This window comes from Stenotrophomonas sp. As-7, assembly GCF_030291015.1.
Classification (GTDB): Bacteria; Pseudomonadota; Gammaproteobacteria; order Xanthomonadales; family Xanthomonadaceae; genus Stenotrophomonas; species Stenotrophomonas lactitubi.
Genome location: NZ_CP127405.1, coordinates 3,791,156 through 3,817,163 on the forward strand (window position 1 = coordinate 3,791,156; position 26,008 = coordinate 3,817,163).

A 26,008-nucleotide genomic window follows, 5' to 3' on the forward strand; every position below is an offset into this window, starting at 1 on the left:
CTCTCCCGTTAAAGGACGGAAATTAGCACATCCTTCACGTCCCATGTATACGGTTACAGCCTTGTGCTGCCTGACTCTGCGGGACATCGCACGGACATGTTCCGGACATACGCCGGCCGATGGCAGCGGAAACGCCGCCGGGCAAGGCCCGGCGCGCTGTCTCGTCTACGTCAGGCCAGCAATGCCAGCAGCTGCGTCGGATCACGGGCCAACTGCCCTGCACCGGCCTCGGTCAGCTCCTGCTCGCCACCAAAGCCCCACAGCACGCCCACGCTGCGCAGGCCGTGCTGTCGGGCGCCTTCGATGTCCATGCGGCGGTCGCCGATCATCCAGCAGCGTTCCGGCGCCAGCTGCAGGCGATGCAGCGCTTCGCCCACCAGCTGCGGCTTGCTGCTGCGCGAACCATCCGGCGTTGAACCGATCACGTCCTCGAACAGCTCGCCGAACGGCAGATGCTCGACGATGCGGCGGGCATGCGGCTCGTTCTTTGCAGTGACCACCGCAAGACGATGGCCGCGTTCGTGCAGTGCGCGCACCACCGCTTCGATGTCCGGATAGATCGTGTGCTCGCGCCAGCCTTCCACGTCGAAGCGCTCGCGATAGAAGGCCACGGCCTGCTCGACCCGTTCGGCATCACCGAACAGCGGCGCGAACGTGGTGCGCAGCGACGGACCGATCCAGCCCAGCAGCGTTTCCTGCGACGGCACCGGATGGTCCATCTTCTGCAGCGCATAGGCGATGCAGGTGGTGATGCCCACTTCCGAATCGATCAGCGTACCGTCCATGTCGAAGAAGAGCGTTGCACGCTCTTCTCCGTCCACCCGCAGGTCGACGCTCATGCGCCGCGCGCGGCCAGGGCGGCGACGGCCGGCAGGGTCTTGCCTTCCAGGAATTCCAGGAATGCGCCGCCACCGGTGGAGATGTAGCTGACCTGCTGGGCGATATCGAACTTGTCGACCGCGGCCAGGGTATCGCCACCACCGGCGATGGAGAACGCCGGCGAACTGGCGATGGCGCGGGCCAGCGCTTCGGTGCCCTTGCTGAAGGCTTCGAACTCGAACACGCCGACCGGACCGTTCCAGACCACGGTGCCGGCCTTCTGGATCAGCTGCGCGTACTGCGCGGCGGTCTGCGGGCCGATGTCCAGGATCAGATCATCTTCGGCCACCGCATCGACGGCCTTCACTTCGGCAACCGCGTCGGGCAGGAACTGCTTGGCGGTGACCACGTCCACCGGCAGCGGGATGTCCGCACCGCGCGCCTTGGCGTCGGCCACGATCTTCTTCGCGGTATCCAGCAGGTCCGGCTCGTACAGCGACTTGCCGACCTTGTAGCCGGCCGCCGCGATGAAGGTGTTGGCGATGCCGCCACCGACGATCAGCTGGTCGACCTTGCCGACCAGGTTGGCCAGCAGTTCCAGCTTGGTGCTGACCTTGCTGCCGGCGACGATGGCCAGCAGCGGCTTGGCCGGTGCATCCAGTGCCAGTGCCAGCGCATCCAGCTCGGCCATCAGCAGCGGGCCACCGGCCGCGACCGGGGCGAAACGGATCACGCCATGGGTGGACGCCTGCGCACGATGCGCGGTACCGAACGCATCCATCACGAACACATCGCAGAGGGCGGCGTACTTCTTCGACAGGGCTTCATCATCCTTGCCCTCGCCGACGTTCATGCGGCAGTTTTCCAGCAGCACCAGCTGGCCCGGCTGCACGTCGACGCCGTCGACCCAGTCACGCACCAGCGGCACTTCGCGGCCCAGCAGCGCCGACAGGCGCTGCGCAACCGGCGCCAGCGAATCGGCTTCGCTCCACACGCCTTCCTTCGGGCGGCCCAAGTGCGAGGTGACCATCACCGCCGCGCCCTGCTCCAGCGCGCGCTTGAGCGTCGGCAGGGAAGCGGTGATGCGCTGTTCGGAGGTGATGCGGCCATTCTCGATCGGCACGTTCAGATCCTGGCGGATCAGCACGCGCTTGCCGGAGAGGTCGAGGTCGGTCATGCGGACGATGGACATGGGCAACTCTTTGGCTCTGGAAATGGGATGCCGGTTTGCGGCAGACGGTCATTGTATCGGGTGGCGATGCCTGCGACAGGCAGAGGCAACAGCAGGTGCAACGGCAACAGCAACGGCCAGAGCGCTGGCGCTTCGTGGTGCTGTGGGTGGGCCGGGGCCGTGTGGGATCGCGGGGGACGCCGTGAATCCATCCCTGGAGGCTCGGGCGCGCCATCCATGGCGCTTACGCCCCCGCGAGCCCACACCCCCCCGGCCTCGACAGGTTCATGGGGCGGAGCGGACGGCAAAGGCGAAAGCAAAGGCGGTTTCTGGTGTCGGATGAAGATGGAAGGTAGAGCCGAGCCGATGCTCGGCTGGAGATCTCGCGGAGAGCAGCCGAGCATCGGCTCGGCTCTACAGGGAGCGCCCAGCGAAGCTGCTCTTGCTCTTTTTTTCTCTTCCGTGGGTGGACGCACACGGAAACTGTCAGAGGCCGGGCGGGTGGGCTGGGCAGGGGTGTCAGCCGCATGGATGCGGCTGCCAAGCCTACAGGGACGTACTTGCGGCGCCCCCTGCACAGTCCACCCGCCCGGCCAAACCACGGCTTCTGCTCTGAACGACCGACCACCCACGAGGGGCTACGCCGTTCGCTGCAAACTACGCCGAAGGCGACGGCTTCTGCTTCAGCAGGCTCAACGCCAGTCCACCGACAACCAGCACCCCCAGTCCCAGCAGCGCCCACAGCAGCCACGCCTTCCAGTCGTGCTGCGGCTTCAGCGCCGCATCACCGGCCAGCGTCTCCGGACTGCCTTCCAAGCGTGCCAGCGTCGGCTGCCACGACGGATCGTTGCGCTGGCGCAGCTCCTCGATCAGCACCGTGATCGGTGCCTCTGCGCGGCGCGCGGTGGTACTGCCCACGGCCAGCGCGTAGGGCGCCGCACCCTGGCTGAGGAACACCATCACTTCCGGTTGATAGCCCAGGCGCAGGGTCGGCGCGCTGGTGGTCTCCACCGGGCTCGCTACCAGCTTCCAGTAACGGTCGCGGTACATGCCGCCCAACGGCTGTGCCGCCGATTGCTGGCGCTGGCCCGGTGCGCCCTGCTGCAGCTGATAGGCAATCCAGGGCGCGCTGCGGCGCTGCCATTCGGCGGCAGCGTCATCGCGACTGAACAAGGTCCACTGCACCAGGCTGTTGTCGGTGCTGGCCACGTCGGCGCGGGTCACCGGGAATCGACCATCCAGTTCAAAGGTGAATTCACCCTTGCCCTGCGCGGTCGGTTCCAGCGACAGCCACTCCCACGGCACCGTTGCCGGCGCCGGCGGCAGTTCCGCCAGGACGCTGCGCAGCTCCGGCAGGCGCGCCTCGCCCTGCGGCAGGATGCGCAGGTAGCGCACGTTGCTGTCGACCTGCAGGCGGCGCTGCAGCAGGCGCTTGCCCGCGCGCTGCAGATCCACCAGGGGGACGTCGCGGGCGATCGACTGCCAGCGCTGCAGATCGTCGCTGGCATCCAGCTGTACCTGCGCCTGCAGTGGCTGGCTGCTTTCGGCCCAGTCCAGCACCAGCGCTGCCAACGGTTGCTGGCCGAGCACGCTGGCATCGATCAACCAACCACCCTGCCCGTTCGCTACCGCACCACCACCAAGGCGAGCTTCGACCCGACGCACACGGCCGTCGGTATCGCGCTCGGTCAGCAGCTGCAGGTCGTTGCGCTGGGCCTCGGCCAGCGGGGGCAGCGCGAACCACGGCAGCTCGCGCTGCACCGGCGGCTGCGCCAATGGCTGGTCCGGCGCCAGCAGCGCCGACGGCAACGCCTGGCCGGCGGCGTTGAACACCTGCAGGTCGCCCAGATCGGCTGTGCCTGCACGGCGATAGATCGCCGGCTCCAGCACCACGCGGTAGGCACCGGACTGCGCGCTGGACAGGCTCAGCGGCCATTGTTCGGCGTACTGCGCGCGGTAGTCCGTGGCCTGTGCAGCAACTGCACCGGCGACGCAGAACAATACCGGCAGCAACGCTCGGCTCCACTTCCTCATTGGTTTTCCTCCACGGTTGGCGGCGCGCTCGGCGGCGCGGGCGCCAGGTAACCCACCACGGTGCACAGCAGGCCGTAGGCGATGAACGATGCGATTCCCAGCAGGTTGCCCAGGTGTTGGCGATCGATCAGCACCAGCTTGGCCAGTACCACGGCCATCAACACGGCACCGACCATCCACAGCACACGCTGGCCGCGACGCGAGCCCCAGACCCAGGCGATCACGCCGAGCACGCTCCACAACACGGTCAGGCTGGTCTGGGCCAGGCTGAAGCGGGCCATTGTCGGATCCCAGACCACCCCGCCCCAGTGATGCACACCATGCAGCACGGTGCTGGTCAACGCGATGAAACCGGCCACGGCCAGCACCGGCACACGCAACCGCTGCAGCGGCGCCGGCCCCTGTGCGTCATACAGCCAGCGCGCGATCAGCAACAGGCTGACCCACTGCGCCAGTTCGGCAGGATTGAGCAGCGGCAGCCACGGCAACGGCGTGGCGTCGCCCGCCAGGGTCAGGCCGAACAACCAGGCCAACGCCAGCACCGCGAAAATCACGCACTGCAGCGGCAGGCGCACCGGATCAAACGCAGCACCCAGCGGCCAGCGCAGCACGTTCCAGCGCCACAGCGACAGCGCCGCCAGCAGCAACCACGGCAGGGTCACCAGCAACGCGGTCCAGCCCTGCGCCAGGCGCGCGTCGCCGCCGCCCCACAGGGCCAGCAGCGAAAGCAGCGATGGCCACAACAGCCACCACAGGAACTGGGCGATACGGGCCACGCCACCACTGCCCTGACGCAGGCACAGCAGGCTGCGTACGCCGAGCACGGCGAATACTGCCCATGCCAGCGCGCCATAGCCGGCAAACGGCTGCTGGTGCGCGTCGCTCTGCAGCAGCGCCAGCGGGAAGCCTGCTGCCAGCATCACCAGCGCGGTCACGCCCAGCGCACGCGCCGGCATGCGGCGCTGTACTTCCGACGCCAGCCAGGCGGTGACGGCGGCCAGCACCAGCACGGCATCGGCCTGTGCCGAATGTGGGAAGAAGCGGCCGATTTCATGCACCAGACCGCCCAACCACCACAGCAGGCCCCACAGGTAGTACGCCAGGGCGATGTCATGGCGCTGCCTACGCTGATAGCTCCATGCCGCCGCGAAACCTGCCACGGCCAGCAGCAGCGCGCCGATCGCGGTCGGGTTGAGCAGGAAGCGCTGGTCCTGGTGCCAATGGTCGGCACCCACCACGAACGCGAATGCGGCGGCGAGCTGCAGCAGCGCACCGGTCACCTGCGGCAACCAGCGCTTCTGGCGCAACCCCAGCCACGCCAGGCCGGCACCTTCCAGCGCGAACACCGCGCCGGTGGCCCGCGCCGAGAATGCCAACGGCACCGCCAGCGTCGCAAAGCCCACGGCCAGTACCGCATGCGACTGCGCCAGCACCGTATACGACGCGCGTGCGATCAGAGCGCGGGCCAGCAATGCGTAGATCGCGGCCAGGCCCAGCGCACACAGGGCCAGCGTCATCGGCTGTTCGTGCAGCATGCCGGCCTGCAGCGAGAAGGCGATCAGCGGCGTGCCGAACACCAGGCTGCCATCAACCAGATCGCGACGCCCGGCCGGCTGACGGCGCGCATACAACAGCGGAATCAGCAGGTAGAAGGCGAAGAACAGCAGCAGGAACGGTTCGGTGCTGGCGAACTTGGCCGCGTCGTACTGCAGCACGCCCCAGAACGTGCCGATGCCGAAGGTGAACGCGAAACCGAGCAGGTTCAGCACACGCCACGGGCGATACCAGGCGATGGCGAAAATACCCGCGTTGAGCACAGCGTAGTAGCTGAACAGCCCGACGTGGTTACCACTGCCGGTGGACAGCCACAGCGGCGCCATGAAGCCCGCCAGGATGCCCAGCACCGCCAACGTGCGCGAGTTCTGCACCACCGCCAGCACGCACAGCCCCGCCACCAGGGCGATCGAGCTGGCAAAAGCGAAACCGGGCGCGAGCAGATCGAAACGCTTGAAGGCAGCGAAGATCGTCAGCAGCAGCACGCCGATGGCGCCGCCCTGCAAGGCCAGCGCGAACATCCGCCGGCGCTCGCGCTGGTGCCAGCCGAAGGCCAGCAGGCCCAGCGCACCGACGGTGATGCCCGCCAGCCGCAGTTCGACCGGCACCACCAGCCAGCCCTGGTCGCTGACGTACTTGAGCAGCGCGGCGACACCGGCCAGCAGCACCAGCATGCCGATCTTCACCGGCACGTTGCCTTGGGTGAACCAGTGTTTGACCGCACCGATCGCGCGCTCGACCAGGTTCGGCAGGGCCGGTTCTGCCGGCAGCGGCGGCACTGTGGGCTCCGGTGGCAACGGCGGTGGCGGCATTGGGCGCGCGGGCTGGGCCGGCGGCGGCAGCTCTTCGCGGGCGGCGACCGGCGCCGGTGCCGGAATTGCCGTGGGCCGCAGGAACGAGGGCTCGCTGCTGGGCTCGCGTGTTGCCGCAGGGGCGCGCGGCGGCTCGGCTACTGCCGAGGGCGCACGGCCTATCGTCCCTGCCGGAGTGGGCGCGACCTGCACGGTCTGTGCGGCCTCCAGCGCGGCGACCCGCCTGCGCAGGCCGGCAATCATCACCAGCGCCACCACCAGCAGCAGCGGTATCGCCAGCAGGACCAGTACTGCCAGGACCAAGAGTGCTTCCATTCCTCGCCTTCCAATGCGATCCCGCGCGCCACGATGGCGGCGGTCGACGGGCCCATGCTACGTCAGGCCGGGCCCCTTAAACGACGAACCCCGGCCAGGCCGGGGTTCGCGCAACGATCTTCGCAGTCCTTACTTGGCCGCGACGACCTTGGCCATTTCCAGGCACTTGTTGGAGTAGCCCCACTCGTTGTCGTACCACGACACGAGCTTGACGAAGGTGCCGTCGAGGGCGATGCCGGCGTCGGCATCGAACACCGAGGTGTGGGTTTCACCGCGGAAATCGGTGGCAACCACCTTGTCTTCGGTGTAGCCCAGGATGCCCTTCAGCGCGCCTTCGCTCTGTGCCTTCACTTCGGCGCAGATCTCGGCGTAGGTGGCTTCCTTTTCCAGCTCGACGGTCAGGTCGACCACCGACACGTCCGAGGTCGGCACGCGGAAGCTCATGCCGGTCAGCTTCTTGTTCAGTTCCGGAATGACCACGCCGACAGCCTTGGCTGCGCCGGTGGAGGACGGAATGATGTTTTCCAGGATGCCACGGCCGCCGCGCCAGTCCTTGTTGGACGGGCCATCGACGGTCTTCTGGGTGGCGGTGGCCGCATGCACGGTGGTCATCAGGCCGCGCTTGATGCCCCACTTGTCATTGATGACCTTGGCCAGCGGCGCCAGGCAGTTGGTGGTGCACGAGGCGTTGGAGATGATCGCCTGGCCGGCGTAGGTCTTGTCGTTCACGCCGAACACGAACATCGGCGTGTCGTCCTTCGACGGTGCCGACAGGATGACCTTCTTGGCGCCGGCATCGATGTGCTTCTGCGCGCTGACCTTGTCCAGGAACAGGCCGGTGGCTTCGAGCACGACGTCAACGCCGACTTCGTCCCACTTCAGGTTGGACGGATCGCGTTCCTGGGTCAGGCGGATCTTCTTGCCGTTGACCAGCAGATCCTTGCCATCGACGGCTACGTCGGCCTTGAAACGACCGTGCACGGAGTCGTACTTGAGCATGTAGGCCAGGTAATCCGGCTCCAGCAGATCGTTGATGGCCACGATTTCGATGTCGTCGCCGAAGTTCAGCACCGCCGAGCGCAGGACGTTACGCCCGATGCGACCGAAACCGTTGATACCAACCTTGATTGCCATGTTCTCAAGCTCCTGCAGCCGCGACAGGTGCGGCGGGGTGGATAGGGCCCACAAGTCTAGCAGGCCGGCCTTGACCACCGCCGGCCAAGGCCGTCGCCCGGACGGGGGCCGGACAGGATTTGATCCGGATCAAAGCGTTAGCGCGGCGTGAGGCCGAGACTGGCCACATCCACCCAGCAACGAGATCACCCCCATGCGCAAGACCTCCCCCCTGATCGTGGCCAGCCTGGCCGCCGCCCTGTCGCTGGCCGCTGCTCCGGCCATGGCCCAGTCCAAGGGTGACTGGACCCTTTCTGCCGGCGTGCACCAGGTCGCCCCGAAGTCGAACAACGGCTGGCTGGCCGGCGGCACCCTGAAGGTCGACGTCGACAACGACGTCAAGCCGACCATCACCGGTGAGTATTTCATCGCCGACAACCTCGGCATCGAAGTGCTGGCGGCGCTGCCCTTCAAGCACGACATCAACATCAACGGCCTGGGCCGCGTGGGCAGCACCAAGCAGCTGCCGCCGGTGGTCACCCTGCAGTACCACTTCAACAGCAAGGGCAAGGTGTCGCCGTTCGTCGGCGCCGGCCTGAACTACACCACCTTCTTCAGCGAAGACACCACCGGTGCGCTGGCAGGCAGCAAGCTGAAGCTGCAGGATTCGTGGGGCCTGGCCGCGCATGCGGGCATCGACTTCGCGATTGGCGAGAAGGGCGCCCTGCGCGTGGACATGCGCTGGATCGACATCGACAGCAAGGTGAAGCTGGATGGCGAGAAGATCGGCACGGTCAACATCGATCCGCTGGTCTACGGCGCGTCCTACGTCTTCAAGTTCTAAGGGGTTGTTTGGCGGGGGCTTCGCCCCCGCTCCCCCGCTACAGGCAAAACCCTCGCAGCATGTTGCCCCGGTATGTGTGTGCCGGGGCTTTTTTGTTGGGCACGACCGGCGCAGGTACCGGTGTGGGTCGAGGCAGGGGAAGGGGCCGGGACACGCCGTAAACCCATCCCTGGGGGCTCGATGGCGCCATCCATGGCGCCAACGGTCCCGTCCCCTTCCCCTGCCTCGCCCTTCCATTTTCCACGCGCGCGCAAGCGCAGGCAGAAGCCGGCAACCGCATTGCGCAGTTGCCGTCGGCTGCATGCGATTGCGGGCTGCAGGATGTGATCCTGCATTTGACTGTGATTCTGCTTTTGTCGTTTGCATCCGCCAACGCGGCCATGTTGGATGGTGGCTGCAGGGGCAGGCGCTGCGGGACCGTCCGCGGCATGGATGCCGCGGCCGAGCCTACAGGGACGTACTTGCGGCGTGTCCCGCAGCGCCTGTCCCTGCAGCCATCCGCCCAGAGAACAGGAACGCGCCGCTTTCCATCAACCACCCATCTCCCCCGCTGGCTAGAATGAGCGGATGAAAGCACTGCACTCCCTGTTCCTCGCCGCCGCCCTCGCGCCGGCCCTGCTGACCCTGTCCGCACCCGCCCATGCCTGGGGCGCGCAAGGCCACCGCCTGGTCGCCGAAGTGGCCGACAGCCGCCTCAATCCGACCGCGCGCGCCGAAGTCGACCGCCTGCTGGCCACCGAACCCGGCGCCACCCTCGCCAGCATCGCACCCTGGGCCGACCAGCTGCGCGCCAAGGACCCCGGCCTGGGCCGTCGCTCGGCCGGCTGGCACTACGTCAACATCGCCGAAGATGGCTGCCACTACGAGGCGCCGAAGCACTGCAAGAGCGGCAACTGCATCGTCGAAGCGCTGAAGGCGCAGAGCGCGATCCTCGGCGACCGCAGCCTGACCGATGGCGAGCGCCTGCAGGCGCTGAAGTTCGTCGTGCACCTGGTCGGCGACATCCATCAGCCGATGCATGCCGGCTACGGCCACGACAAGGGCGGCAACGATTTCCAGCTGCAGTTCGGCAACCGCGGTACCAACCTGCACTCGCTGTGGGACAGCGGCATGCTCAATACCCGCAAGGTCGACGATGCCGGATACCTGCCGGTGCTGCGCGCGCTGCCGGCGCCGAAGCTGGCACGCCAGTCCAACCCGCAGCGCGACCCGGTCAGCTGGGCCGAAGCCAGCTGCCGCATTTCCGTGCAACCTGGCGTTTACCCTGCCTCGCGTAAGATCGGCGACGACTACACCACGCGTTACCGGCCAGTGGCCGAAGCGCAGCTGCGACTGGCGGGTGAGAATCTGGCGCAGTTGCTGAACCGCGTGCTCGCCACACGCTGAGGAGTATCCGATGTCGGTCCAGGTGCAATCGTTCTTCCACCGTGACAGCAATACCTTCAGCTACCTGGTCAGCGACCCGGCCAGCAGGGAGGCCGCGCTGATCGACCCGGTACTGGATTACGACCCGGATACCGACGCCAGCAGCGAATCGCCGGTGCGCGCGATGCTCGATGCCATCGCGCAGCAGCAGCTGCACGTGCGCTGGCTGCTGGAAACCCACGCCCATGCCGACCACGTGTCGGCGGGGCGTCGACTGAAGCAGCGGTTCCCGCAGGCGACGTTGGCCATCGGCGAAGGCATCCGCGCGGTGCAGGCCACGTTCGCACCGCGCTATGGCCTGCAGCTGCCCGATCAACATGCGATCTTCGATCACCTGTTCGCCGACGGCGAGACCTTTGCACTGGGAGAGTTGCAGGGGCGCATCATCGCCGTCCCCGGCCACACCAGCGACAGCATCGCCTATCTGATCGACGATGCCGTCTTCACCGGCGACTCGCTGTTCATGCCCGATGGCGGCACCGCGCGCTGCGACTTCCCCGGCGGCGACGCCGCGCAGCTGTACCGCTCGATCCAGCGCCTGCTTGCCCTGCCCGATGCCACCCGCGTGTTCGTCTGCCACGACTACGGCCCGGGCGGCCGCGATTTCGCCAACGAAACCACCATCGGCGAACAGCGCGCGCACAACATCCACGTGCATGAGGGCGTGGCCGAAGCCGAATTTGTCAGCGTGCGTCAGGCGCGTGATGCGACGCTGGCAGAGCCAACGCTGATGCAGCCGGCGGTGAAGGCGAACATCCAGGGCGGGGCGTAAGGGCCGCACAGTCGCTTCATTGCGGCGGGAATGACGCGACGTCATTTGCCCTGCGTGCGCACCACATGCTGGCCCTTCACGATCTCGAACGTGAAGGCATACAGCAGGCTCACCGGCACTGGCTCAACGCGCTCGGCGCCTTCGCAGTCGCCACGGTCGCTCGGCACCTTGCCCGGGGCGAAGTGGCAGACGGCGGCGGGTGAATACTTCCACATTGCCACTGCCTCCTGCGCCGCCTGCAGCAGAGGCGCGTTCTCGCTCGCCGCGCCTGCCGCACATTCGCTGCGGTCGACCAGCGCCAGGCTTCGCTCGACAGCGCCTTCGGCATCGATCACCAGTTGCAGGCAGATGGTGGTCGGCGCCAGCTCGGTACGCGGGTCACGATCACCGATCTGCGGATCCGGCGCCACATACAGCTGCGGCATCCGATAGCCTTCGGTTGCACCCAGTGTGTACGCCTGCACCTGGCCACTGCCGCCTTTTCCTTCCGCATGCAGGCGCTGATGGCCAACGCTTTCATTGCGGGTGTCAACGGTGCTCAGCCGTTCCTGGGTGGCGCAGCCCGCCAGCATCCCCGCTGCCATCAGCAGTGCGAAGCGCATCACCTGGTGGTCTCCGTCACGTCGTCGTTCTCATCCATGGCGAAGGTGATCGGAATGCGCACGGCGCCCGCCACTGGCTTGCCGTTCTTCAGCGCCGGGCGGTAGGTCCAGCTTCGCGCTGCTGCGATCGATACCGCTTCAAACACGCCCGGATTGGTGGCGCTCACTACACGCACATCGCTGACAGCCCCCTGCGCATCAACGTCGACGCGGAGCACCACCACGCCTGTCTGGCTCTGCTCGAACGCGCTCTTCGGGTAGCTCGGCGGTGGCATCTTGTCGACCCGGATCTCCCGATCCATGACGGCCACCGTTGGGCCGACCGCCATTGGGCCACTCTGGCTCGCCCACGCCACCGCCCCCATCCCCAGGCACAACCCGACCACCAGCACCTGACCCGACACCCACGGCAATGCCTTCCGCTTGGACTGCTTCAACATGGCGATACGCTCCTTCAACACAGGTTGGCTGCGCCAGTGGCAGACCGCCGGCGCAACCGGGTGGACCAGCTGCGCCTTCAGCAGCGTGCTGGCGTAGAGGCCGCGCAGCGCGGGCTGCGGGGCAATGGTGCGGGCATCGCAGGCCAGTTCCTGGTCACGCAGGAAACGACGTGCAGCCCAGGGCAGCAGCGGGTGGAACCAGAACATCGCGCGCATCAGCAACAGCGCGCCGTTGGCCCAGTGATCGCCATTGCGACGATGGCTGCGCTCGTGCTGCAGGATCAGACGCTGCTCCTGCGCGCTGAACTGCCGGTCGAAATCCGGGCCGACCACGATGCGTGGCCGCCACAGGCCCACCAGCGCCGGCAGCCCGGGATCGCCACTGGCCTGCCAGCTGCCATCGGCGCGTGCCTGCAGGCCGCCCATGCCACGCTCGAAGCGGCGCTGTGCGCGCAGGTCGCGCAACAGGCAGACGCCCGCGCCCAGCGCCCACACCAACAAAAGCAGCAAGGGCCATTGCAGAGATGACGCAGGCAGGCCCTCCACTGCTTCGGGCACCACCTTCAGCGGCAAGGTCGGCACATGCTGCAACAACGCAACCTGCGGCAAGGGAAGCAACAGCGCGGCCAGCAGCAGCGGCAGCAGCCACCAGCTGCGATACACCACTCCAGCGCCGCCCAGCCGCAACAGCAGCGGCCGCACCGTCGCCAGCAGGATTACACCCAGCGCCAGCCACAGGCTGGCCCGCCACAGTCCGTCGAGCAGCTCATTCATCATCCAGCTCCTGGATCAGCTTCTTCAGTTCGGCGATGTCCTGTGCGCTGAGCTGGCCGCGTTCGCTGAAATGCGCCACCAGCGGTGCCACCCGGCCCTCAAACACACGCCCGAGGAAGTCCTGGCTCTGCGCCTGCACCCATGCCTGGCGCTGCAGCAGCGGCCGGTACAGATAGCGCCGGCCATCGCGCTCGGCGGCGATCGCGCCCTTGGTCAGCAGGCGGTTGAGCAGGGTCTTGATGGTCGGCTCGGCCCAGTTGCGGTGGGCCAGTGCCGCCACGACCTCATCGGCGGTGCGCGGTGCCTGCTGCCACAGCACCTCCATCACTACGGCCTCTGCTTCGCTGATCGGGGTCATGGTTTACATCCGTAATCGATTGCTTGATTACGCGCGTAATCGAACCGACTGTCAAGCCCTCGACCGGTACTTCATCGCGCCTGCGCCAGCATGAGGGGCCTCCATCGTAGGTACCGGCATGAAGCCCTTGCGCAAGCGTGATTTCCCCGTCGAACAGGCCCGGCGCTTCCTCGAACCTGGCCCGATCGTGCTGGTCAGCACCGCGTGGCGGGGGCAGCGCAACCTGATGACGATGGGCTGGCACATGGTGATGGGCTTTTCGCCCTCACTGGTGGCCACCTACCTGTGGAACGAGAACCACAGCTTCGGCTTGGCCCGTGGCAGCGGCGAGTGCGTGATCAACGTGCCGGGAGTCGAACTGCTGGACACCGTGGTTGACATCGGCAACTGCAGCGGCCGCGACGTGGACAAGTTCGAACGGTTCGGCCTGGATGCGGTGCCGGCGCGGGACGTGGGGGCACCGCTGGTAGGCCAGTGCCATTCCAGTTTCGAGTGCCGCCTGCATGACGACAGCCAGGTCGAATCGAGCAATCTCTTCATCTGGGAAATCGTGCGCGCACACGTGGCGCCGCGGCCGAAGCTGCCACGGTCGGTGCACTATCGCGGCGATGGCCGGTTCATGGTGTCCGGCGCCGAAGTCTCGCGTCGACGGCGGTTCAAGCCCGACATGCTGTAATGCCAGCACTCCCCCCAAGCAGGATCGCCCCGGATGACCGAACACCTCACCGACCTCGACGCCGCCGTTGACTGGCTGTTCGCGCGCGTGGATGGGCCGCTGCGGATCGGTGCACCGCTGGCGCTGGGTAAACCTCACCGCCTGCTCAACGCCTTGTATGCGCGTGTGGAACAGGACCCGTCGCGGCCGCTGCAGCTGTATACCGCGCTGTCGTTGAATCCGCCGCAGGCAAAGGGAGACGGCCTGGAAGCGCGCTTCATGGCGCCGTTCGCGTCCCGCCATTTCGGTGAAGACTTCCCGCGCCTGGCCTATGCCGATGCGATCGCGCGCGACGCATTGCCAGCGCACGTGCAGGTGGAAGAGTTCTACATGCAGTCCGGTGCCCTGCTCGGTTCGCGGCAGGCACAGTCCAGCTACACCAGCCTCAACTACACCCACGCTGCCGACGCAGTGGCCCAGCGCGCGCCGCAGGTGATCGTGCAGAAAGTAGCGATGCGCCCGGACGACCGGCGCCTTTCGCTGTCGTGCAACAACGACATCACCCAGGACACGCTGGACGCGATGACCGCGCGCGGCCTGCCGCGCCCGCTGCTGGTTGCCGAGATCGATCCGCAGCTGCCGTATCTGGGCGGCACGGCCACGGTCGACGTGTCCTTCTTCGATCTGGTCATCACCCCGCCAGCACCGTATCCGGCGTTGTTCGGGCTGCCGCGGCAACCGGTTGCCGACGCCGACTACGCCATCGGCCTGTATGCCAGCACCCTGGTGCGCGACGGCGGCACGCTGCAGATCGGCATCGGCACCTTGGCCGATGCACTCAGCCATGCACTGGTACTGCGCCACACCGACAACGCGCGCTACCGGCGCGTGCTGGATGCACTGGACCCGCAACTTGCCAGCCATCCGCTGGTACAGGAGATCGGCGGGCTGGAGCCGTTCGAGATCGGCCTGTACGGCTGCAGCGAAATGCTCAACGAGGGCTTCCGCCGGCTGGTGCAGACCGGCGTGATCAAGCGCAAGGTGCATGATGACCTGGCGTTGATGCAGCGCATCGAGAACGGCAGCACGCTGTCCATCGATCACGCCACGTTGGAGGCGGAGGGCGAGTATCTGCACGGCGCGTTCTACCTGGGCTCATCCGAATTCTACGAATGGCTGCGCACCCTGCCCGAGGACGAATGCCGGGCGATCGGCATGCGCCGCATCAGCGAGATCAACCAGCTGTACGGCGGCAACGAAACACTGGAACGCCTGCAGCGCCGGCACGCGCGCTTCTTCAATTCCTGCATGATGGCCACCGCACTGGGCGCAGCGGTGTCCGATGCACTGGAAGATGGACGCGTGGTCTCCGGTGTGGGCGGCCAGTACAACTTCGTGGCGATGGCGCATGCGCTGCCGGAAGCGCGCAGTGTGTTGATGTTCCGCGCCGCCCGTGATGATCGCGGCCAGCGCGAATCCAATGTGCGCTGGAATTATGGGCACACGACCATTCCGCGCCACCTGCGTGACATCTATCTCAACGAGTACGGCATCGCCGATGTGCGCGGCCTGACCGATGACGACTGCGTGCACGCGATGGCGGCGATCACCGAGGCGCCGTTCCAGGACGCACTGCTGCAGCAGGCCTTCGCGGCGCGCAAGCTGGCAGCAACGGCACAACCCGATGTGCAGCGGCAGCAGCGCAACACACCACAGGCACTGGCGGCGACGCTGGCGCCGTTCCGCAACGATGGCACCCTGCCCGATTACCCGTTGGGCAGCGACTTCACCGAGATCGAACAGGTGCTGGTGAAGGCGCTGGGCTGGTTGAAGGCCAACACGCAGACGCGCGGCAGCAAGCTGCGCACCGTGTGGGCCGCGCTGTGGCAGCCTGCAGGTGATGGCGACGCGGTGTACCTGCAGCGGATGGAACTGCAGTCGCCCAAGGACTTCGGCGAACGGCTCAATGCACGTTTGTTGAGGCTGGCCCTGGCGCGCACCGCGTAATCGCGCGGATGGTAGCGCCGGGCCATGCCCGGCGGATAACGATCAGTGCCAACCAAGGTTGGCACCTACCGCAGTGGCGCGGCACGCTATCCTGTGCGGATGAACAACGATTCCCGTTTCCTGCATGACCTGCAACGCCGCCAGGCCGATGGCGAGCACCTGCGCTATCTCTGCTTCTGGGGCCACCAGCCGCCGCGCACGGGCGTGGCGGCGTCGTGTTTCAGCCAGTGGTACGACGCAGGTTTCAACATCGACGGCGTGCACTACCCCACCGCCGAGCACTTCATGATGGCCGGCAAAGCGCGACTGTTTGGTGCCACCGACATCCTCGAACAGGTTCTCGCCAGCCGCACGCCTGACAAGGTGAAAGCGCTGGGCCGGAAGATCGAGGGCTTCGACGAGGCTCTCTGGGCGCAGGCGCGCTACGCCCTGGTGGTCGAAGGCAATCGGGCCAAGTTCTCGCAGAATGCGGCGCTGGGCGATTTCCTGCGCTCCACGGAAGATCAGGTACTGGTGGAAGCCAGTCCGGTGGATTTCGTCTGGGGAATCGGCCTGGCCAAGGATCACGCCGACGCACACAACCCGGCGCAGTGGCGCGGATTGAATCTTCTGGGGTTTGCGCTGATGGACGTGCGGGACGCGATGTAACGCCTATCCACGCATGGCGTGGATCTACTGACGCGCGGGCGATTCGTTTCGCTCCGCAAACGAGAAAGGCCGGCTTGCGCCGGCCTCCCCGTATTCCATGCAGCGCGGCTTACAGCGCCTTGGCCGCTTCCACCACGTGCGCGGTGGTGATGCCGAAGTGCTGGTACAGCTTGTCGGCCGGGGCCGACGCACCGAAGGTGTCGATACCGATCACTGCACCGTCCAGGCCGACGAACTGGCGCCAGAAGCCGGTGATGCCGGCTTCGATCGCCACGCGCTTGCGCACGGCGTTCGGCAGCACCGATTCGCGGTAGGCCGCATCCTGGCGCAGGAACACATCGGTGGACGGCATCGAGACCACGCGGGTCTTCAGGCCGGCCGCATCCAGCTGCGCCTTCGCTTCGGTCGCCAGCGAGACTTCCGAACCGGTCGCGATCAGGATCACGTCCGGGGTGCCGGCAGCATCGGCCAGCACATAGCCGCCACGCTCGATCTGTGCGATCTGCTCGGCGTCGCGCGGCTGGTGCGGCAGGTTCTGGCGGCTGAACACCAGGCAGCTCGGGCCATCCTGGCGGGTGATCGCAGCCTTCCAGCTCACGGCCGACTCGACCGCATCGCACGGGCGCCACACGTCGTTGTTCGGGATGTAGCGCAGCGAGGCCAGGTGCTCCACCGGCTGGTGGGTCGGGCCGTCTTCGCCCAGGCCGATCGAGTCGTGGGTGTAGACGTGGATGGCGTGGGCCGGGATCAGCGCGCTCATGCGCACGGCATTGCGGGCGTAATCGCTGAACACCAGGAAGGTGGCGTCGAACGGAATGAAACCGCCGTGCAGGGCCAGGCCGTTGGCGATCGCGGTCATGCCGAACTCGCGCACACCGTAGTACACGTAGTTGGCATTGGCATCGTCGGTGGCGACGGACGTGCTGCCCTTCCACAGGGTCAGGTTCGAGTGCGCCAGGTCAGCCGAACCGCCAACGATTTCCGGCAGCAGCGGTGCGAACGCCTCGATGGCCAGCTGCGACGCCTTGCGCGAGGCGATGGTCTGGCCTTCGGCGGCAACCTGGGCGATGTAGGCGTCGGCCTTGGCGGCGAAGTCGGCCGGCAGATCGCCATGCGAGCGACGGGTCAGCTCAGCGGCTTCGGCGGGGTACTGCGCAGCGTACTTGTCGAACTGCTGCTCCCACTCGGCCTGGCGCAGAGTGCCAGTACCGCCAGCACGCCAGCCGGCGTAGATCTCTTCCGGAATCTCGAACGGGCCGTAGTTCCAGTCCAGCGCCTTGCGGGTGGCTTCCAGTTCGTCCTTGCCCAGCGGTGCGCCGTGGCTGGATTCCTTGCCGGCCTTGTTCGGCGAACCAAAACCGATCGTGGTGCGGCAGCAGATCAGGGTCGGCTTGCCGTCCTGCGACAGGGCCGCTTCGATACCGGCCTTGATGCTTTCCGGATCGTGGCCATCGACGCCACGGACCACGTTCCAGCCATAGGCCTCGAAACGCTCCGGGGTGTTGTCGGTGAACCAGCCTTCGGTGTTGCCGTCGATGGAGATGTGGTTGTCATCCCAGAAGCAGACCAGCTTGTGCAGGCCCCAGGTGCCGGCCAGCGAGGCGGCTTCGTGGGAAATGCCTTCCATCAGGCAGCCGTCACCCATGAACACCCAGGTACGGTGGTCGACGATTTCCAGCTCCGGGCGGTTGAAGCGCTGTGCCAGCAGCTTCTCGGCCAAGGCAAAACCGACGGCATTGGCGAAACCCTGGCCCAGCGGACCGGTGGTGGTCTCCACGCCCGGGGTCTCATGACGCTCCGGATGGCCAGCGGTGTGGCTGCCCAGCTGGCGGAAGGCCTTCAGCTGCTCGATCGGCAGGTCATAGCCGCTCAGGTGCAGCAGCGCGTACTGCAGCATCGAGCCGTGGCCGTTGGACAGCACGAAGCGGTCGCGGTTGAACCACTGCGGGTTGTTCGGGTTGTGACGGTGGTAGTCGTTCCAGAGGACTTCGGCGATGTCGGCCATGCCCATGGGCATGCCGGGGTGGCCGGACTTTGCGGTTTCAACCGCATCGGCGGCGAGGAAGCGGATGGCGTTGGCCAACTGGCGACGGGTAGGCTGCGTCATGGTTCTGTCGGAATCGGGAGGCGGCCGCGGAACTGCGGGCGGCCTATTGTCCCACAGACGCCGGGTGGGGTCAGGCCAACAAGGCGGTAGCGCCGGCCGCTGGCCGGCAACTTCATGATTTCCGCTGGATTCCGCATATGAGAAGGGGTCGGAGCCCTTTCCTGCGGAAAGGGCTCCGACCCCGATCAGGTATTGCCTGGGTCAGTTGTCCAGACGGGCCGCGGCGGCAGCGATCTCGGCCGGGGTGTCCGGCGCTTCGCCCTTGGCCACCAGCGTGGTCAAGGCCAAGTCGCCGGTCACGTTCAGCGCGGTGCGGCACATGTCCAGGAAGTGGTTCACGCCCAGGATCAGGCCGATGCCCAGCGGATTGACGCCGACCATCGCACAGATCATCGCCACCACCGGCAGCGAGCCGGACGGCACACCGGCCGTACCGATACCACCAAGGATGCAGACCGCCATCACCATGACCTGCTGGCCGATGCTCAGGTCGACACCGAAGAACTGGGCCAGGAAGATCACCGTCACGCCCTCGAACAGTGCGGTGCCGTTCTGGTTGGCGGTGGCACCCACGGTCAGCACGAAGCGCGACACGCGCTGCGGCAGGCCCATCTGGTCGGCCACGCGCAGCGCGGTCGGCAGGGTTGCGTTGCTGGAGGCGGTGGAGAAGGCCATCACCGTGGCCTCCTGGGTCTGCCGGAAGAATGCCAGCGGCGAACGCCCCGACAGCCATACCGCGGTGCCGTAGGTCACCACCATGTGCAGGCCCAGCGCCAGCACCACCACGCCCACGTAGGCACCCAGGCGGATGATCAGGTCGAAGCCGAACAGCGCGGCCAGGTTGAACATGAAGCAGGCCACGGCATACGGCGCCAGGCGGATGACCAGATTGATCAGGGTCATCGAGATTTCGAACACGCCTTCGATGGCGCGACGCAGCGGGGCTACCTTGGCCTCGTCGGTCAGCACCATGCCGATACCGAACATGAGCGCGAAGAACATCAGCGACAGGATCGCGCCATTGTCCGAAGCGGCCTGCAGCACGTTGCTCGGCACGATCGACAGCAGCATGTCCATGCCCTTCGGCGTGCCATGGATGCCAGCCACGATTTCCTTGCTGCGCTCGGCGTTCTCCGACAGCATCAGCGCGGCCACCTGCGGGTCGACGCCGGCACCGGGCTTGAGCAGATTGACCAGCACCAGGCCGATACCCACAGCGATGCCGGACAGCAGCACGGTGTAGGCCAACGTCTTCCAGCCGATACGGCCAAGGGCGCGGATGTCGCCCATCTCCGACACACCCATGATCAGCGCCGAGAAGATCAGCGGCACGATCAGCATGAAGATCAGGTTGAGGAACAGGCCCGAAGCCGGGGTGGTGACGTAGTCCATTACCCACTTGGCACCGGTCTGCAGGCCTTCGATGCTGCCGCCCAGGGCATGCACGATCAGTCCCAGGACCAGGCCGATCGCAAAGCCGATGCCCATCTTCCAATGCAGGGGCAACTTCTTCTTGTCGGCAGCAGCTGCTGTCATGCGCGGGATTCCTCGAAAAATGAATCTACTCTAACAAAGCGCGCAAGCCGCGCCGGTTCAGGGTTGCCGCGGCGGATACAGCGGCGGCAGCCCAGTGTCGACGGCGCCGCTGGCGCCCGACCAGTGCGGTCCGTCACGGAAGCTTTCGCGCAGGCGGGACCGCAGCACGGAGACATCGCCCATCCCGCCCCAGCGCGCCTGCTGCAACGCCTGCAGGGTCTGCCGCTGGGCCGGGTCGGCCAGCCGCTCGATCACCTGTTCCAGGCGCTCCACGCCCGCCATCGAACACAGCAGCGCCTCCACCTGGTCGAAGCCCTCGCCATCGATGGCCCGGCGCAGCTCGGCCACGCTGGCACGCGACGACGTCGCAGGTGCGACAACTCCAGGGCGGGGAACCGGGCGGGCATGGTCGACTGCATGGCGACCACGTCGCCATCCCCATGCCAGGGTCAACAGCCACAGCACGGCCAGACCTGCGGCGGCGGCCATCCACGGCCACGGCCGGGTGCCGGCTGCGGTCGGTGCAAGAGAGGATGCAACCGAAGGGGCGGCGTCTTCCGGCAGCGCGGCATCGGTATCGATCGGTTGTGCCACGGGCGCGCCGGCGCGGCCCGCCGCCACGGCCAGTTCCAGATCCGGCAGGCTGGCCTGCTGGGCACTGCCGCTGTCCACGTTCCACCAGGCCACGCGTGGCCCGGGCACGCGCAGCGATCCAACCTGCCGCGGCACGATCGAATAGCGCCGGGTGATCTTCAGGCGTGGCGTACTGCCGTTGAAGGTCTCCTCGTACTGGGCCGGTTCGGCGAACACCTGAGCGGCGTCGCCGAGGTCGGGCACGGGCAGATCGGTGAACTGGGCCCGGGTAGCGCCGTTGGCGATCGCTTCGACCATCACGGTGGCCGCTTCGCCCGTGCGCGCACTGCTGGGTGCCGTGGTGTAGCGCAACTGCAGGCTGTGCAGGGGCAGCCACGGCTGCACGGCCTGCGCCGGCTGCGCCTGCACCTGCAGCGTGCGTTCGGCACCGACGGCATTCATGCGGCCATCGCCACCGTTGCCGAAGAAGTCATCGAAGAAGCCACCTGCACTGCGGCCGGTGAAGCGCGCGCCAGGTAGACGCAACGCACCGCTGCGCTCGGGGATCAACAGGAAGCGACGTTCGACCACGTTGTAGCGACGGCCGTTGACCTGGCGCACGTCACTGCGATCCTCGCCCACCCGTTGCAGCGACGCGCCACTGGGGGTGTCGAGCACCAGTTCGCCCGACGCCAGCTGCGAAGCGAAGTACAGCCTGACCACCACGCCCACGCTCTGCTGCACGTAGGGCGTAGGGTCATCCACCTCGGTTTCGATGAAGGCGGTGGCATTGCTCTGCGGGGTGGCCACCACGGCATCACTGACCTGCAGCACCAAGGGCAGCGTGCGTGCACTGCCGACCTGCAACGAGGGCACCTGCAGCGTACCGGTGCGGCGCGGCGTCAACGCAACCGTATAGAGGTTGCGCTGCTGGACGCCGCCATTGCTCCACTGCACCTGGCGATTGCTGCTCTGCGCGCTGAGCGCGAAATCGGCATTCAACGGTGCATAGTCCGGTGCACCTTCGTCGGTCTCGATGTGCAGGGTGACCGCATCACCGGCGGCGATGCTGTCCTGTTCCAGCCAGGCGCGCGTCTGCGCCATGGCCACCATCGGCAGCCACAGCAGCAGCATCGCCAGCACAGGCAGAGGCCACCGGAATTGCCTGCTCGCCATGCCTGTCATCGCCCTTCCCTCTTTCTACGTTCGTTTTCCAACTGGAACTTGGCCCGCAGCAATGCCCCCGGATCATCCGGTACGCGCCGCATCCAGGCCTCCACGGCCTGCTGCTCCTCGCGCTGTTGCGGTGTGCCGCCAGCGCCGCGCACTGCCGTCTTGCCGGCTTCGCCAGCACGCGCCTGCTGCAGTGCCTGCTGCATGCGCTGACGCTGCTGGGCATCGGCCTGCGCCTGGGCCTGCGGGTCAGCTGCCTGCGGCGGCTCCTGTTTCGCACCCTGCTGGCCGGAACCTGTAGACGCCGGATTCTGCTGGCCCTTCTGGCCCTGCGGTTGCTGCTGGCCTTGTTGACCCTGTTGCGGATTCTGCTGGCCTTGCTGCGGATTCTGCTGGCCCTGCTGCGGCTGATTCTGCTGCCCTTGCTGCCCTTGCTGCCCTTGCTGCCCTTGCTGTCCCTGCTGGTTCTGCTGCTGGCCCTGCTGCGGCTTCTGCTGCCCCTTGCCCTGCCCCTGGTCATTGTTCGACGGCGGCTTGCGCTTGCGCGCAGCGTCGACCACGGCGCGGTTGGCGACGGCGTCGGCCATCTGCGGGTGGCGCGTCAGGGCCTTGTCGTAGGCGGCGATGGCGCCGTCGTAGTCACCCTGGCGGGCAAGCACGTTGCCGAGGTTGTACCAGCCGGCGTCGCTGTCGATGCCTTCGAACTGCTTGCGGGCAGTAGCGAAATCACCTTGACGGTAGGCCTGCACGCCCGCAGCCAGGCGCGCATGCTCACGCTGGTCGGCACGCTCCCACAACGTGCCCGCTGCAGGTGCAGGTGTCTGTGCAGCTGTCGGCGCGCGCGGCTGCGCCTGCAGCTGCCCGCTCAAGGGCAGAAGACCCAAGGCCAGCACTGCCGCCAGCACCGCACGGCGGCGGAACGCCAGCAGTGCCAACAGCATCACCGGCGGCAACAACCAATAGCCTTCGTCCTGCCATTGCCGGGCCTGTCCGGGCCGCTGCAGTGCGCCGCCATCGCTGGCATCCAGCACGCCCAATGCCTGCAGGTCGCGATCATCGCTGGCGATGCGCTGGTAACTCCCGCCGCCTGCGGTGGCGACGGCACGCAGGCTGGTTTCATCCAGCGCGGCCTGAGCGATCTGGCCTTGACCATCGCGATAGGCGGCGCCGGACGGCGTGCCCAGGCCCAGCACCGACACCTGCAGGCCGAGACCACGCGCCTGCGTTGCCGCAAGCATCGCTTCGCTGTCAGCCTGGTCGCTGACCAGGAGAATCTGGCCGCGCAGGGCACCGGTCTGCCGCAGCAACCGGACCGCCCAGTCGATGCCACGATCAGCACGCTGGCCATCACGCGGCATCACCTCCGGCGCCAGCGCATCCAGGTACAGCGCCACGTTTGCAGCGTCGTCGGTCAACGGCGCCACGGTATAGGCATCTTCGGCATACACCACCAGACCCACCTGCCCGCCTTGACGGGCACGCAGCAACGCACCGATTTTTGCCCGCGCCTGCAGCAGCCGCGAGGGTGGCAGGTCGGTCGCGGTGATGCGGCTGGAGAGATCCAGCACCACCACCAGCGGCGCGCTGGCCTGATAGACCGGCTGCGCCTGCTGCCGCCAGCTGGGGCCAGCCATCGCCAGTGCAGCCACGGTCCAGCCCAGCAGCAGAGCCCATGGCAGGCGCGCGCGTCGCTTCCCCTCACCGGCCAGCAGGTGGGACAACAGATGGGCGTCGACTGCCTGCCGCCAGGCGTCGCTGCGCCGCTGCCGGTATACGGCCACCGCCACGATCAGCGGCAGTGCCGCCAGCATCCACAACCACTCCGGGCGCAGGAAATGCAGCGCGCTCCACTCGAACGCGCTCCAGTCGGGCATCTTCAGGAAGGTGGCGCTCATCGGCGGCGCTCCGGCCATACCCACGCCAACGCGCCCAGCAGCAAGGCGACAGCCAGCGGCCATGCATAGCGCTCGTTGCGCGGACGCAGTGTCGGCCCCTTCGCGGCGATCGGCTCCAGCCTGTCCAGTTCGGCATAGATGCCGGCCAGCTGGTCGGTGTCACGCGCACGGAAGAAGCGACCACCGGTCATCTCTGCGATCCTGCGCAGCGTTGCCTCGTCCACCGGGTCGCGGTCGGCGGCCACGGGAATGCCGAAGAACCGCGCACTACCGTCGCTGCCAAAGGCTACGGTATGCACGCGCACACCTTCCGCACGTGCCAGCTCGGCGGCGCGCAGGGGTTCCAGCACACCGGCGTTGCTGACGCCGTCGGTCAGCAGGATCAGTACACGCTGCCCTTCGGGCTGGCTGCGGAGGCGTTTGACCGCCAGCGCGATGGCATCACCAATGGCCGTCTCGCGCCCGGCCAGGCCGACCACGCTGTCGCGCAGTTGATCACGCACGCTGGACAGATCCGCAGTCAACGGCGTGAGTGTGTAGGCACGATCGCCGAACACCAGCAGGCCGACGCGATCGCCGGCACGACGGTCGAGGAAATCAGCCAGCACCGCCTTGGCAGCGGTCAGACGCTCGACCGGCTGTGCGCCAAGCACCATGTCCGGCTCGCTCATGCTGCCGGACACGTCCATTGCCAGCATCATCTGCCGGCCTTCCTGCGGCGGGGTGATCGCCTCACCCAGCTGCTGCGGGCGCGCCATCGCCACGCACAGTGCCAGCCAGCCCAACCAAAGCAGGCCGCTGCGCAACCAGGAAACCCCGATGCGCCCGCCACCGGCCAGCGCTTCCAGTTCGGCAGCGGCGTACGGCACGCGCAGCGCCGCGCCCGGGTCGGCACGCCGTTTCCACGCGTGCATCAGGATCGGCAACGGCATTGCCAGCAGTGCCAGCGGCCACGCCAGCTGCAGATCCGGCCAGGGCCAGTAAGCTGCCAGCGCGCTCATCGACGGCGCTCCTGCAGCAACGCCAGGTAACGCGCCCGCGCCCACGCGCGCACGTCGGCCACGGCAGCGGCATCCACGTGAGGACGATAGGCACCCTCGGCCAACAGATTGCGCTGCGCAGGCGGCAGGGTGTCCTTGGGATCGACATGCTGCCACCACGCATCATCGCGCAGTGCTTCGCTTCCGGGGCGTGCCTGACGCGCCGCACGCCGCAGTAGGCTGGCGATGATCGCCAGTTCCGACGGCGCGCCGTTCACGGCCGCAATCTCCTGATCGAACACACGCATCCACTGTTGGCGTCGGCGGCGCCGACGCCAGGCCAGCGCAGCAACGATTGCCAGCAACAGCAGAATCAGTGCGATCAGCATCAGCCAGCCAGGTGCGGGGGGCCACCACGCTGGCGAGGCCGGCAACTGCACATCACGCAGCGGCAGGGAGGCACTCATGCCGGCACCTCCGTCGGTGCCGGCGCCAGCCAGGCATCACTGGCCGCATCGGTGGAAAGCACCTGCACATCGACGCGACGTGCGGCAAGCTGGCTGCGCAGCTGCTGCAGCGGTTCGACGAAATGCGCTTGCCAGTGCGCCTGCACATCGCTGCGACGCAGGTCCAGGCCGATGCGCTGCTGTACGGCAAGAAACTGCAGGGGCGCCGCTGGCGGCTGCAACTCCAGCGGATCGACCAGCAGCAGCAGACTCAGGTCATGGTGCTGGGCCAGTGCGCTCCAGCGCGCTGGCGGAATGCGAAGCGCCTGCTGCGGATCAGCCAGCACCAACATCCGTGCGCCAGGCCGCAGCACCCTCCCGGCATGGTCCAGCGCGCGCTCCAGGCCGAGGTCATCGGCCGGTGGCTGCGCGTACCAGCGCGTGAGTGCATCAAGTACACGCAGTACCCCACGGGCACCGCCGGCCGGTGCGATCGGTGCCTCACGATCACTGCCGCGCAATGCACCGATGCGGTCGCCGCGACGCTGTGCGGACCATGCCGCAACGGCACCAGCGCGCGCGGCCTGCACCGACTTGAAGCGCACACGGGTACCGAAGTACAGCGCAGGCGACGTATCGGCAACGATCAGGGTGACCCGCTCGCGTTCCGCCTGGAACAGCTTGGTATGCGTGCGACCAGTGCGCGCGGTGACGCGCCAGTCGATGTGGCGCGCGTCGTCGCCCGCCACGTACTCGCGCGATTCTGCATATTCCATGCCGCGTCCGCGCAGCGGCGAAGGTGCCTGGCCTGCACTGCCCGCGCGCCCTCGACGAGGCGGTGGCGGACGCTGTGCCAGGCGGCGCAGTGCCACCAGCTCGGCCAACTGCGGTCGCAGACCATCGCCTTCGCTGGTACCCGGAGCAGGTCCGTTGGTCGTGCCGGTCATGCGCGCAC

The 26,008-nt window shown here is 67.2% G+C and carries 21 protein-coding genes; 6 read left to right on the top strand and 15 right to left on the bottom strand.

Going from position 1 to position 26,008, the window contains the following annotated elements:
• Positions 1-170: 170 nt before the first annotated feature.
• The 5 genes from QP457_RS17355 to gap form a co-directional block, all read right to left on the bottom strand.
• A complete protein-coding gene (locus tag QP457_RS17355; RefSeq protein WP_205406316.1) occupies positions 171-839 on the bottom strand; it encodes an HAD hydrolase-like protein in 669 nt (222 codons plus the stop codon).
• On the bottom strand, positions 836-2,011 hold the full coding sequence (locus QP457_RS17360; protein WP_205406315.1) for a phosphoglycerate kinase: 1,176 nt from the start codon (positions 2,009-2,011) through the stop codon (positions 836-838). The genes QP457_RS17355 and QP457_RS17360 overlap by 4 nt, the downstream gene beginning before the upstream one ends.
• A 636-nt stretch (positions 2,012-2,647) precedes the next feature.
• Positions 2,648-4,024, bottom strand: a complete 1,377-nt coding sequence (locus tag QP457_RS17365; protein WP_205406314.1) for a DUF3999 domain-containing protein — start codon at positions 4,022-4,024, stop codon at positions 2,648-2,650.
• The gene (locus tag QP457_RS17370; RefSeq protein ID WP_205406313.1) at positions 4,021-6,705 is read right to left on the bottom strand and encodes a DUF2339 domain-containing protein; all 2,685 of its coding nucleotides are present in this window, start codon (positions 6,703-6,705) and stop codon (positions 4,021-4,023) included. The genes QP457_RS17365 and QP457_RS17370 overlap by 4 nt, the downstream gene beginning before the upstream one ends.
• A 129-nt stretch (positions 6,706-6,834) precedes the next feature.
• Positions 6,835-7,839 (bottom strand): type I glyceraldehyde-3-phosphate dehydrogenase, encoded by a 1,005-nt coding sequence (gap, locus tag QP457_RS17375; RefSeq protein WP_025874252.1) that lies wholly within the window; start codon positions 7,837-7,839, stop codon positions 6,835-6,837.
• Between the two features lie 193 nt (positions 7,840-8,032).
• Between gap and QP457_RS17380 the strand changes: the two genes are divergently transcribed.
• The 3 genes from QP457_RS17380 (at position 8,033) to QP457_RS17390 (ending at position 10,859) form a co-directional block, all read left to right on the top strand.
• Positions 8,033-8,662 (top strand): OmpW family outer membrane protein, encoded by a 630-nt coding sequence (locus QP457_RS17380; protein ID WP_025874251.1) that lies wholly within the window; start codon positions 8,033-8,035, stop codon positions 8,660-8,662.
• A 567-nt stretch (positions 8,663-9,229) separates the two neighbouring features.
• Positions 9,230-10,048, top strand: a complete 819-nt coding sequence (locus tag QP457_RS17385; RefSeq protein ID WP_099820844.1) for a S1/P1 nuclease — start codon at positions 9,230-9,232, stop codon at positions 10,046-10,048.
• Positions 10,049-10,058: 10 nt separating this feature from the next.
• Entirely contained in the window at positions 10,059-10,859 is an 801-nt protein-coding gene (locus QP457_RS17390; protein WP_205406312.1) for an MBL fold metallo-hydrolase, read from the top strand.
• A 41-nt stretch (positions 10,860-10,900) separates the two neighbouring features.
• Here QP457_RS17390 and QP457_RS17395 read toward each other — a convergent pair whose 3' ends face one another.
• From QP457_RS17395 to QP457_RS17405, 3 genes are read right to left on the bottom strand one after another with little or no spacing between them, the layout of a single operon-like run.
• The gene (locus tag QP457_RS17395) at positions 10,901-11,461 is read right to left on the bottom strand and encodes a hypothetical protein (RefSeq protein ID WP_205406311.1); all 561 of its coding nucleotides are present in this window, start codon (positions 11,459-11,461) and stop codon (positions 10,901-10,903) included.
• Positions 11,461-12,675: a TonB family protein gene (locus tag QP457_RS17400; protein WP_205406310.1), complete on the bottom strand. Its 1,215-nt coding sequence runs from the start codon at positions 12,673-12,675 to the stop codon at positions 11,461-11,463. The genes QP457_RS17395 and QP457_RS17400 overlap by 1 nt, the downstream gene beginning before the upstream one ends.
• Positions 12,668-13,033, bottom strand: coding sequence for a BlaI/MecI/CopY family transcriptional regulator (locus tag QP457_RS17405; protein WP_100553432.1), 366 nt, complete (start codon positions 13,031-13,033; stop codon positions 12,668-12,670). Before QP457_RS17405 ends, QP457_RS17400 begins: the two co-directional genes overlap by 8 nt.
• A gap of 118 nt (positions 13,034-13,151) precedes the next feature.
• Between QP457_RS17405 and QP457_RS17410 the strand changes: the two genes are divergently transcribed.
• From QP457_RS17410 to QP457_RS17420, 3 genes are all read left to right on the top strand, one after another.
• Entirely contained in the window at positions 13,152-13,709 is a 558-nt protein-coding gene (locus QP457_RS17410; protein WP_205406309.1) for a flavin reductase family protein, read from the top strand.
• Positions 13,710-13,742: 33 nt separating this feature from the next.
• On the top strand, positions 13,743-15,695 hold the full coding sequence (locus QP457_RS17415) for an acetyl-CoA hydrolase/transferase C-terminal domain-containing protein (RefSeq protein WP_205406308.1): 1,953 nt from the start codon (positions 13,743-13,745) through the stop codon (positions 15,693-15,695).
• Between the two features lie 99 nt (positions 15,696-15,794).
• A complete protein-coding gene (locus QP457_RS17420) occupies positions 15,795-16,343 on the top strand; it encodes an NADAR family protein (RefSeq protein WP_180166060.1) in 549 nt (182 codons plus the stop codon).
• A 109-nt stretch (positions 16,344-16,452) separates the two neighbouring features.
• Here QP457_RS17420 and tkt read toward each other — a convergent pair whose 3' ends face one another.
• The 7 genes from tkt to QP457_RS17455 form a co-directional block, all read right to left on the bottom strand.
• Complete coding sequence (tkt, locus tag QP457_RS17425; RefSeq protein WP_205406307.1) at positions 16,453-18,450, bottom strand: transketolase; 1,998 nt, start codon at positions 18,448-18,450, stop codon at positions 16,453-16,455.
• A 201-nt stretch (positions 18,451-18,651) separates the two neighbouring features.
• Positions 18,652-19,986, bottom strand: coding sequence for a dicarboxylate/amino acid:cation symporter (locus QP457_RS17430; RefSeq protein ID WP_180165796.1), 1,335 nt, complete (start codon positions 19,984-19,986; stop codon positions 18,652-18,654).
• 57 nt (positions 19,987-20,043) lie between these two features.
• Positions 20,044-21,744, bottom strand: a complete 1,701-nt coding sequence (locus QP457_RS17435; RefSeq protein ID WP_205406306.1) for a BatD family protein — start codon at positions 21,742-21,744, stop codon at positions 20,044-20,046.
• Complete coding sequence (locus tag QP457_RS17440) at positions 21,741-23,606, bottom strand: tetratricopeptide repeat protein (protein WP_205406320.1); 1,866 nt, start codon at positions 23,604-23,606, stop codon at positions 21,741-21,743. The genes QP457_RS17435 and QP457_RS17440 overlap by 4 nt, the downstream gene beginning before the upstream one ends.
• A 17-nt stretch (positions 23,607-23,623) precedes the next feature.
• The gene (locus QP457_RS17445; RefSeq protein ID WP_205406305.1) at positions 23,624-24,628 is read right to left on the bottom strand and encodes a VWA domain-containing protein; all 1,005 of its coding nucleotides are present in this window, start codon (positions 24,626-24,628) and stop codon (positions 23,624-23,626) included.
• Entirely contained in the window at positions 24,625-25,074 is a 450-nt protein-coding gene (locus QP457_RS17450; protein ID WP_205406304.1) for a DUF4381 family protein, read from the bottom strand. Before QP457_RS17450 ends, QP457_RS17445 begins: the two co-directional genes overlap by 4 nt.
• Entirely contained in the window at positions 25,071-26,000 is a 930-nt protein-coding gene (locus QP457_RS17455) for a DUF58 domain-containing protein (RefSeq protein WP_205406303.1), read from the bottom strand. Before QP457_RS17455 ends, QP457_RS17450 begins: the two co-directional genes overlap by 4 nt.
• Positions 26,001-26,008 lie beyond the last annotated feature (8 nt).

Coding starts and splice junctions, on each gene's coding strand:
- QP457_RS17355 (WP_205406316.1), bottom strand. CDS start 839: ATGAGCGTCGACCTGCGGGTGGACGGAGAAGAGCGTGCAACGCTCTTC.
- QP457_RS17360 (WP_205406315.1), bottom strand. CDS start 2,011: ATGTCCATCGTCCGCATGACCGACCTCGACCTCTCCGGCAAGCGCGTG.
- QP457_RS17365 (WP_205406314.1), bottom strand. CDS start 4,024: ATGAGGAAGTGGAGCCGAGCGTTGCTGCCGGTATTGTTCTGCGTCGCC.
- QP457_RS17370 (WP_205406313.1), bottom strand. CDS start 6,705: ATGGAAGCACTCTTGGTCCTGGCAGTACTGGTCCTGCTGGCGATACCG.
- gap (WP_025874252.1), bottom strand. CDS start 7,839: ATGGCAATCAAGGTTGGTATCAACGGTTTCGGTCGCATCGGGCGTAAC.
- QP457_RS17380 (WP_025874251.1), top strand. CDS start 8,033: ATGCGCAAGACCTCCCCCCTGATCGTGGCCAGCCTGGCCGCCGCCCTG.
- QP457_RS17385 (WP_099820844.1), top strand. CDS start 9,230: ATGAAAGCACTGCACTCCCTGTTCCTCGCCGCCGCCCTCGCGCCGGCC.
- QP457_RS17390 (WP_205406312.1), top strand. CDS start 10,059: ATGTCGGTCCAGGTGCAATCGTTCTTCCACCGTGACAGCAATACCTTC.
- QP457_RS17395 (WP_205406311.1), bottom strand. CDS start 11,461: ATGCGCTTCGCACTGCTGATGGCAGCGGGGATGCTGGCGGGCTGCGCC.
- QP457_RS17400 (WP_205406310.1), bottom strand. CDS start 12,675: ATGAATGAGCTGCTCGACGGACTGTGGCGGGCCAGCCTGTGGCTGGCG.
- QP457_RS17405 (WP_100553432.1), bottom strand. CDS start 13,033: ATGACCCCGATCAGCGAAGCAGAGGCCGTAGTGATGGAGGTGCTGTGG.
- QP457_RS17410 (WP_205406309.1), top strand. CDS start 13,152: ATGAAGCCCTTGCGCAAGCGTGATTTCCCCGTCGAACAGGCCCGGCGC.
- QP457_RS17415 (WP_205406308.1), top strand. CDS start 13,743: ATGACCGAACACCTCACCGACCTCGACGCCGCCGTTGACTGGCTGTTC.
- QP457_RS17420 (WP_180166060.1), top strand. CDS start 15,795: ATGAACAACGATTCCCGTTTCCTGCATGACCTGCAACGCCGCCAGGCC.
- tkt (WP_205406307.1), bottom strand. CDS start 18,450: ATGACGCAGCCTACCCGTCGCCAGTTGGCCAACGCCATCCGCTTCCTC.
- QP457_RS17430 (WP_180165796.1), bottom strand. CDS start 19,986: ATGACAGCAGCTGCTGCCGACAAGAAGAAGTTGCCCCTGCATTGGAAG.
- QP457_RS17435 (WP_205406306.1), bottom strand. CDS start 21,744: ATGACAGGCATGGCGAGCAGGCAATTCCGGTGGCCTCTGCCTGTGCTG.
- QP457_RS17440 (WP_205406320.1), bottom strand. CDS start 23,606: ATGCCCGACTGGAGCGCGTTCGAGTGGAGCGCGCTGCATTTCCTGCGC.
- QP457_RS17445 (WP_205406305.1), bottom strand. CDS start 24,628: ATGAGCGCGCTGGCAGCTTACTGGCCCTGGCCGGATCTGCAGCTGGCG.
- QP457_RS17450 (WP_205406304.1), bottom strand. CDS start 25,074: ATGAGTGCCTCCCTGCCGCTGCGTGATGTGCAGTTGCCGGCCTCGCCA.
- QP457_RS17455 (WP_205406303.1), bottom strand. CDS start 26,000: ATGACCGGCACGACCAACGGACCTGCTCCGGGTACCAGCGAAGGCGAT.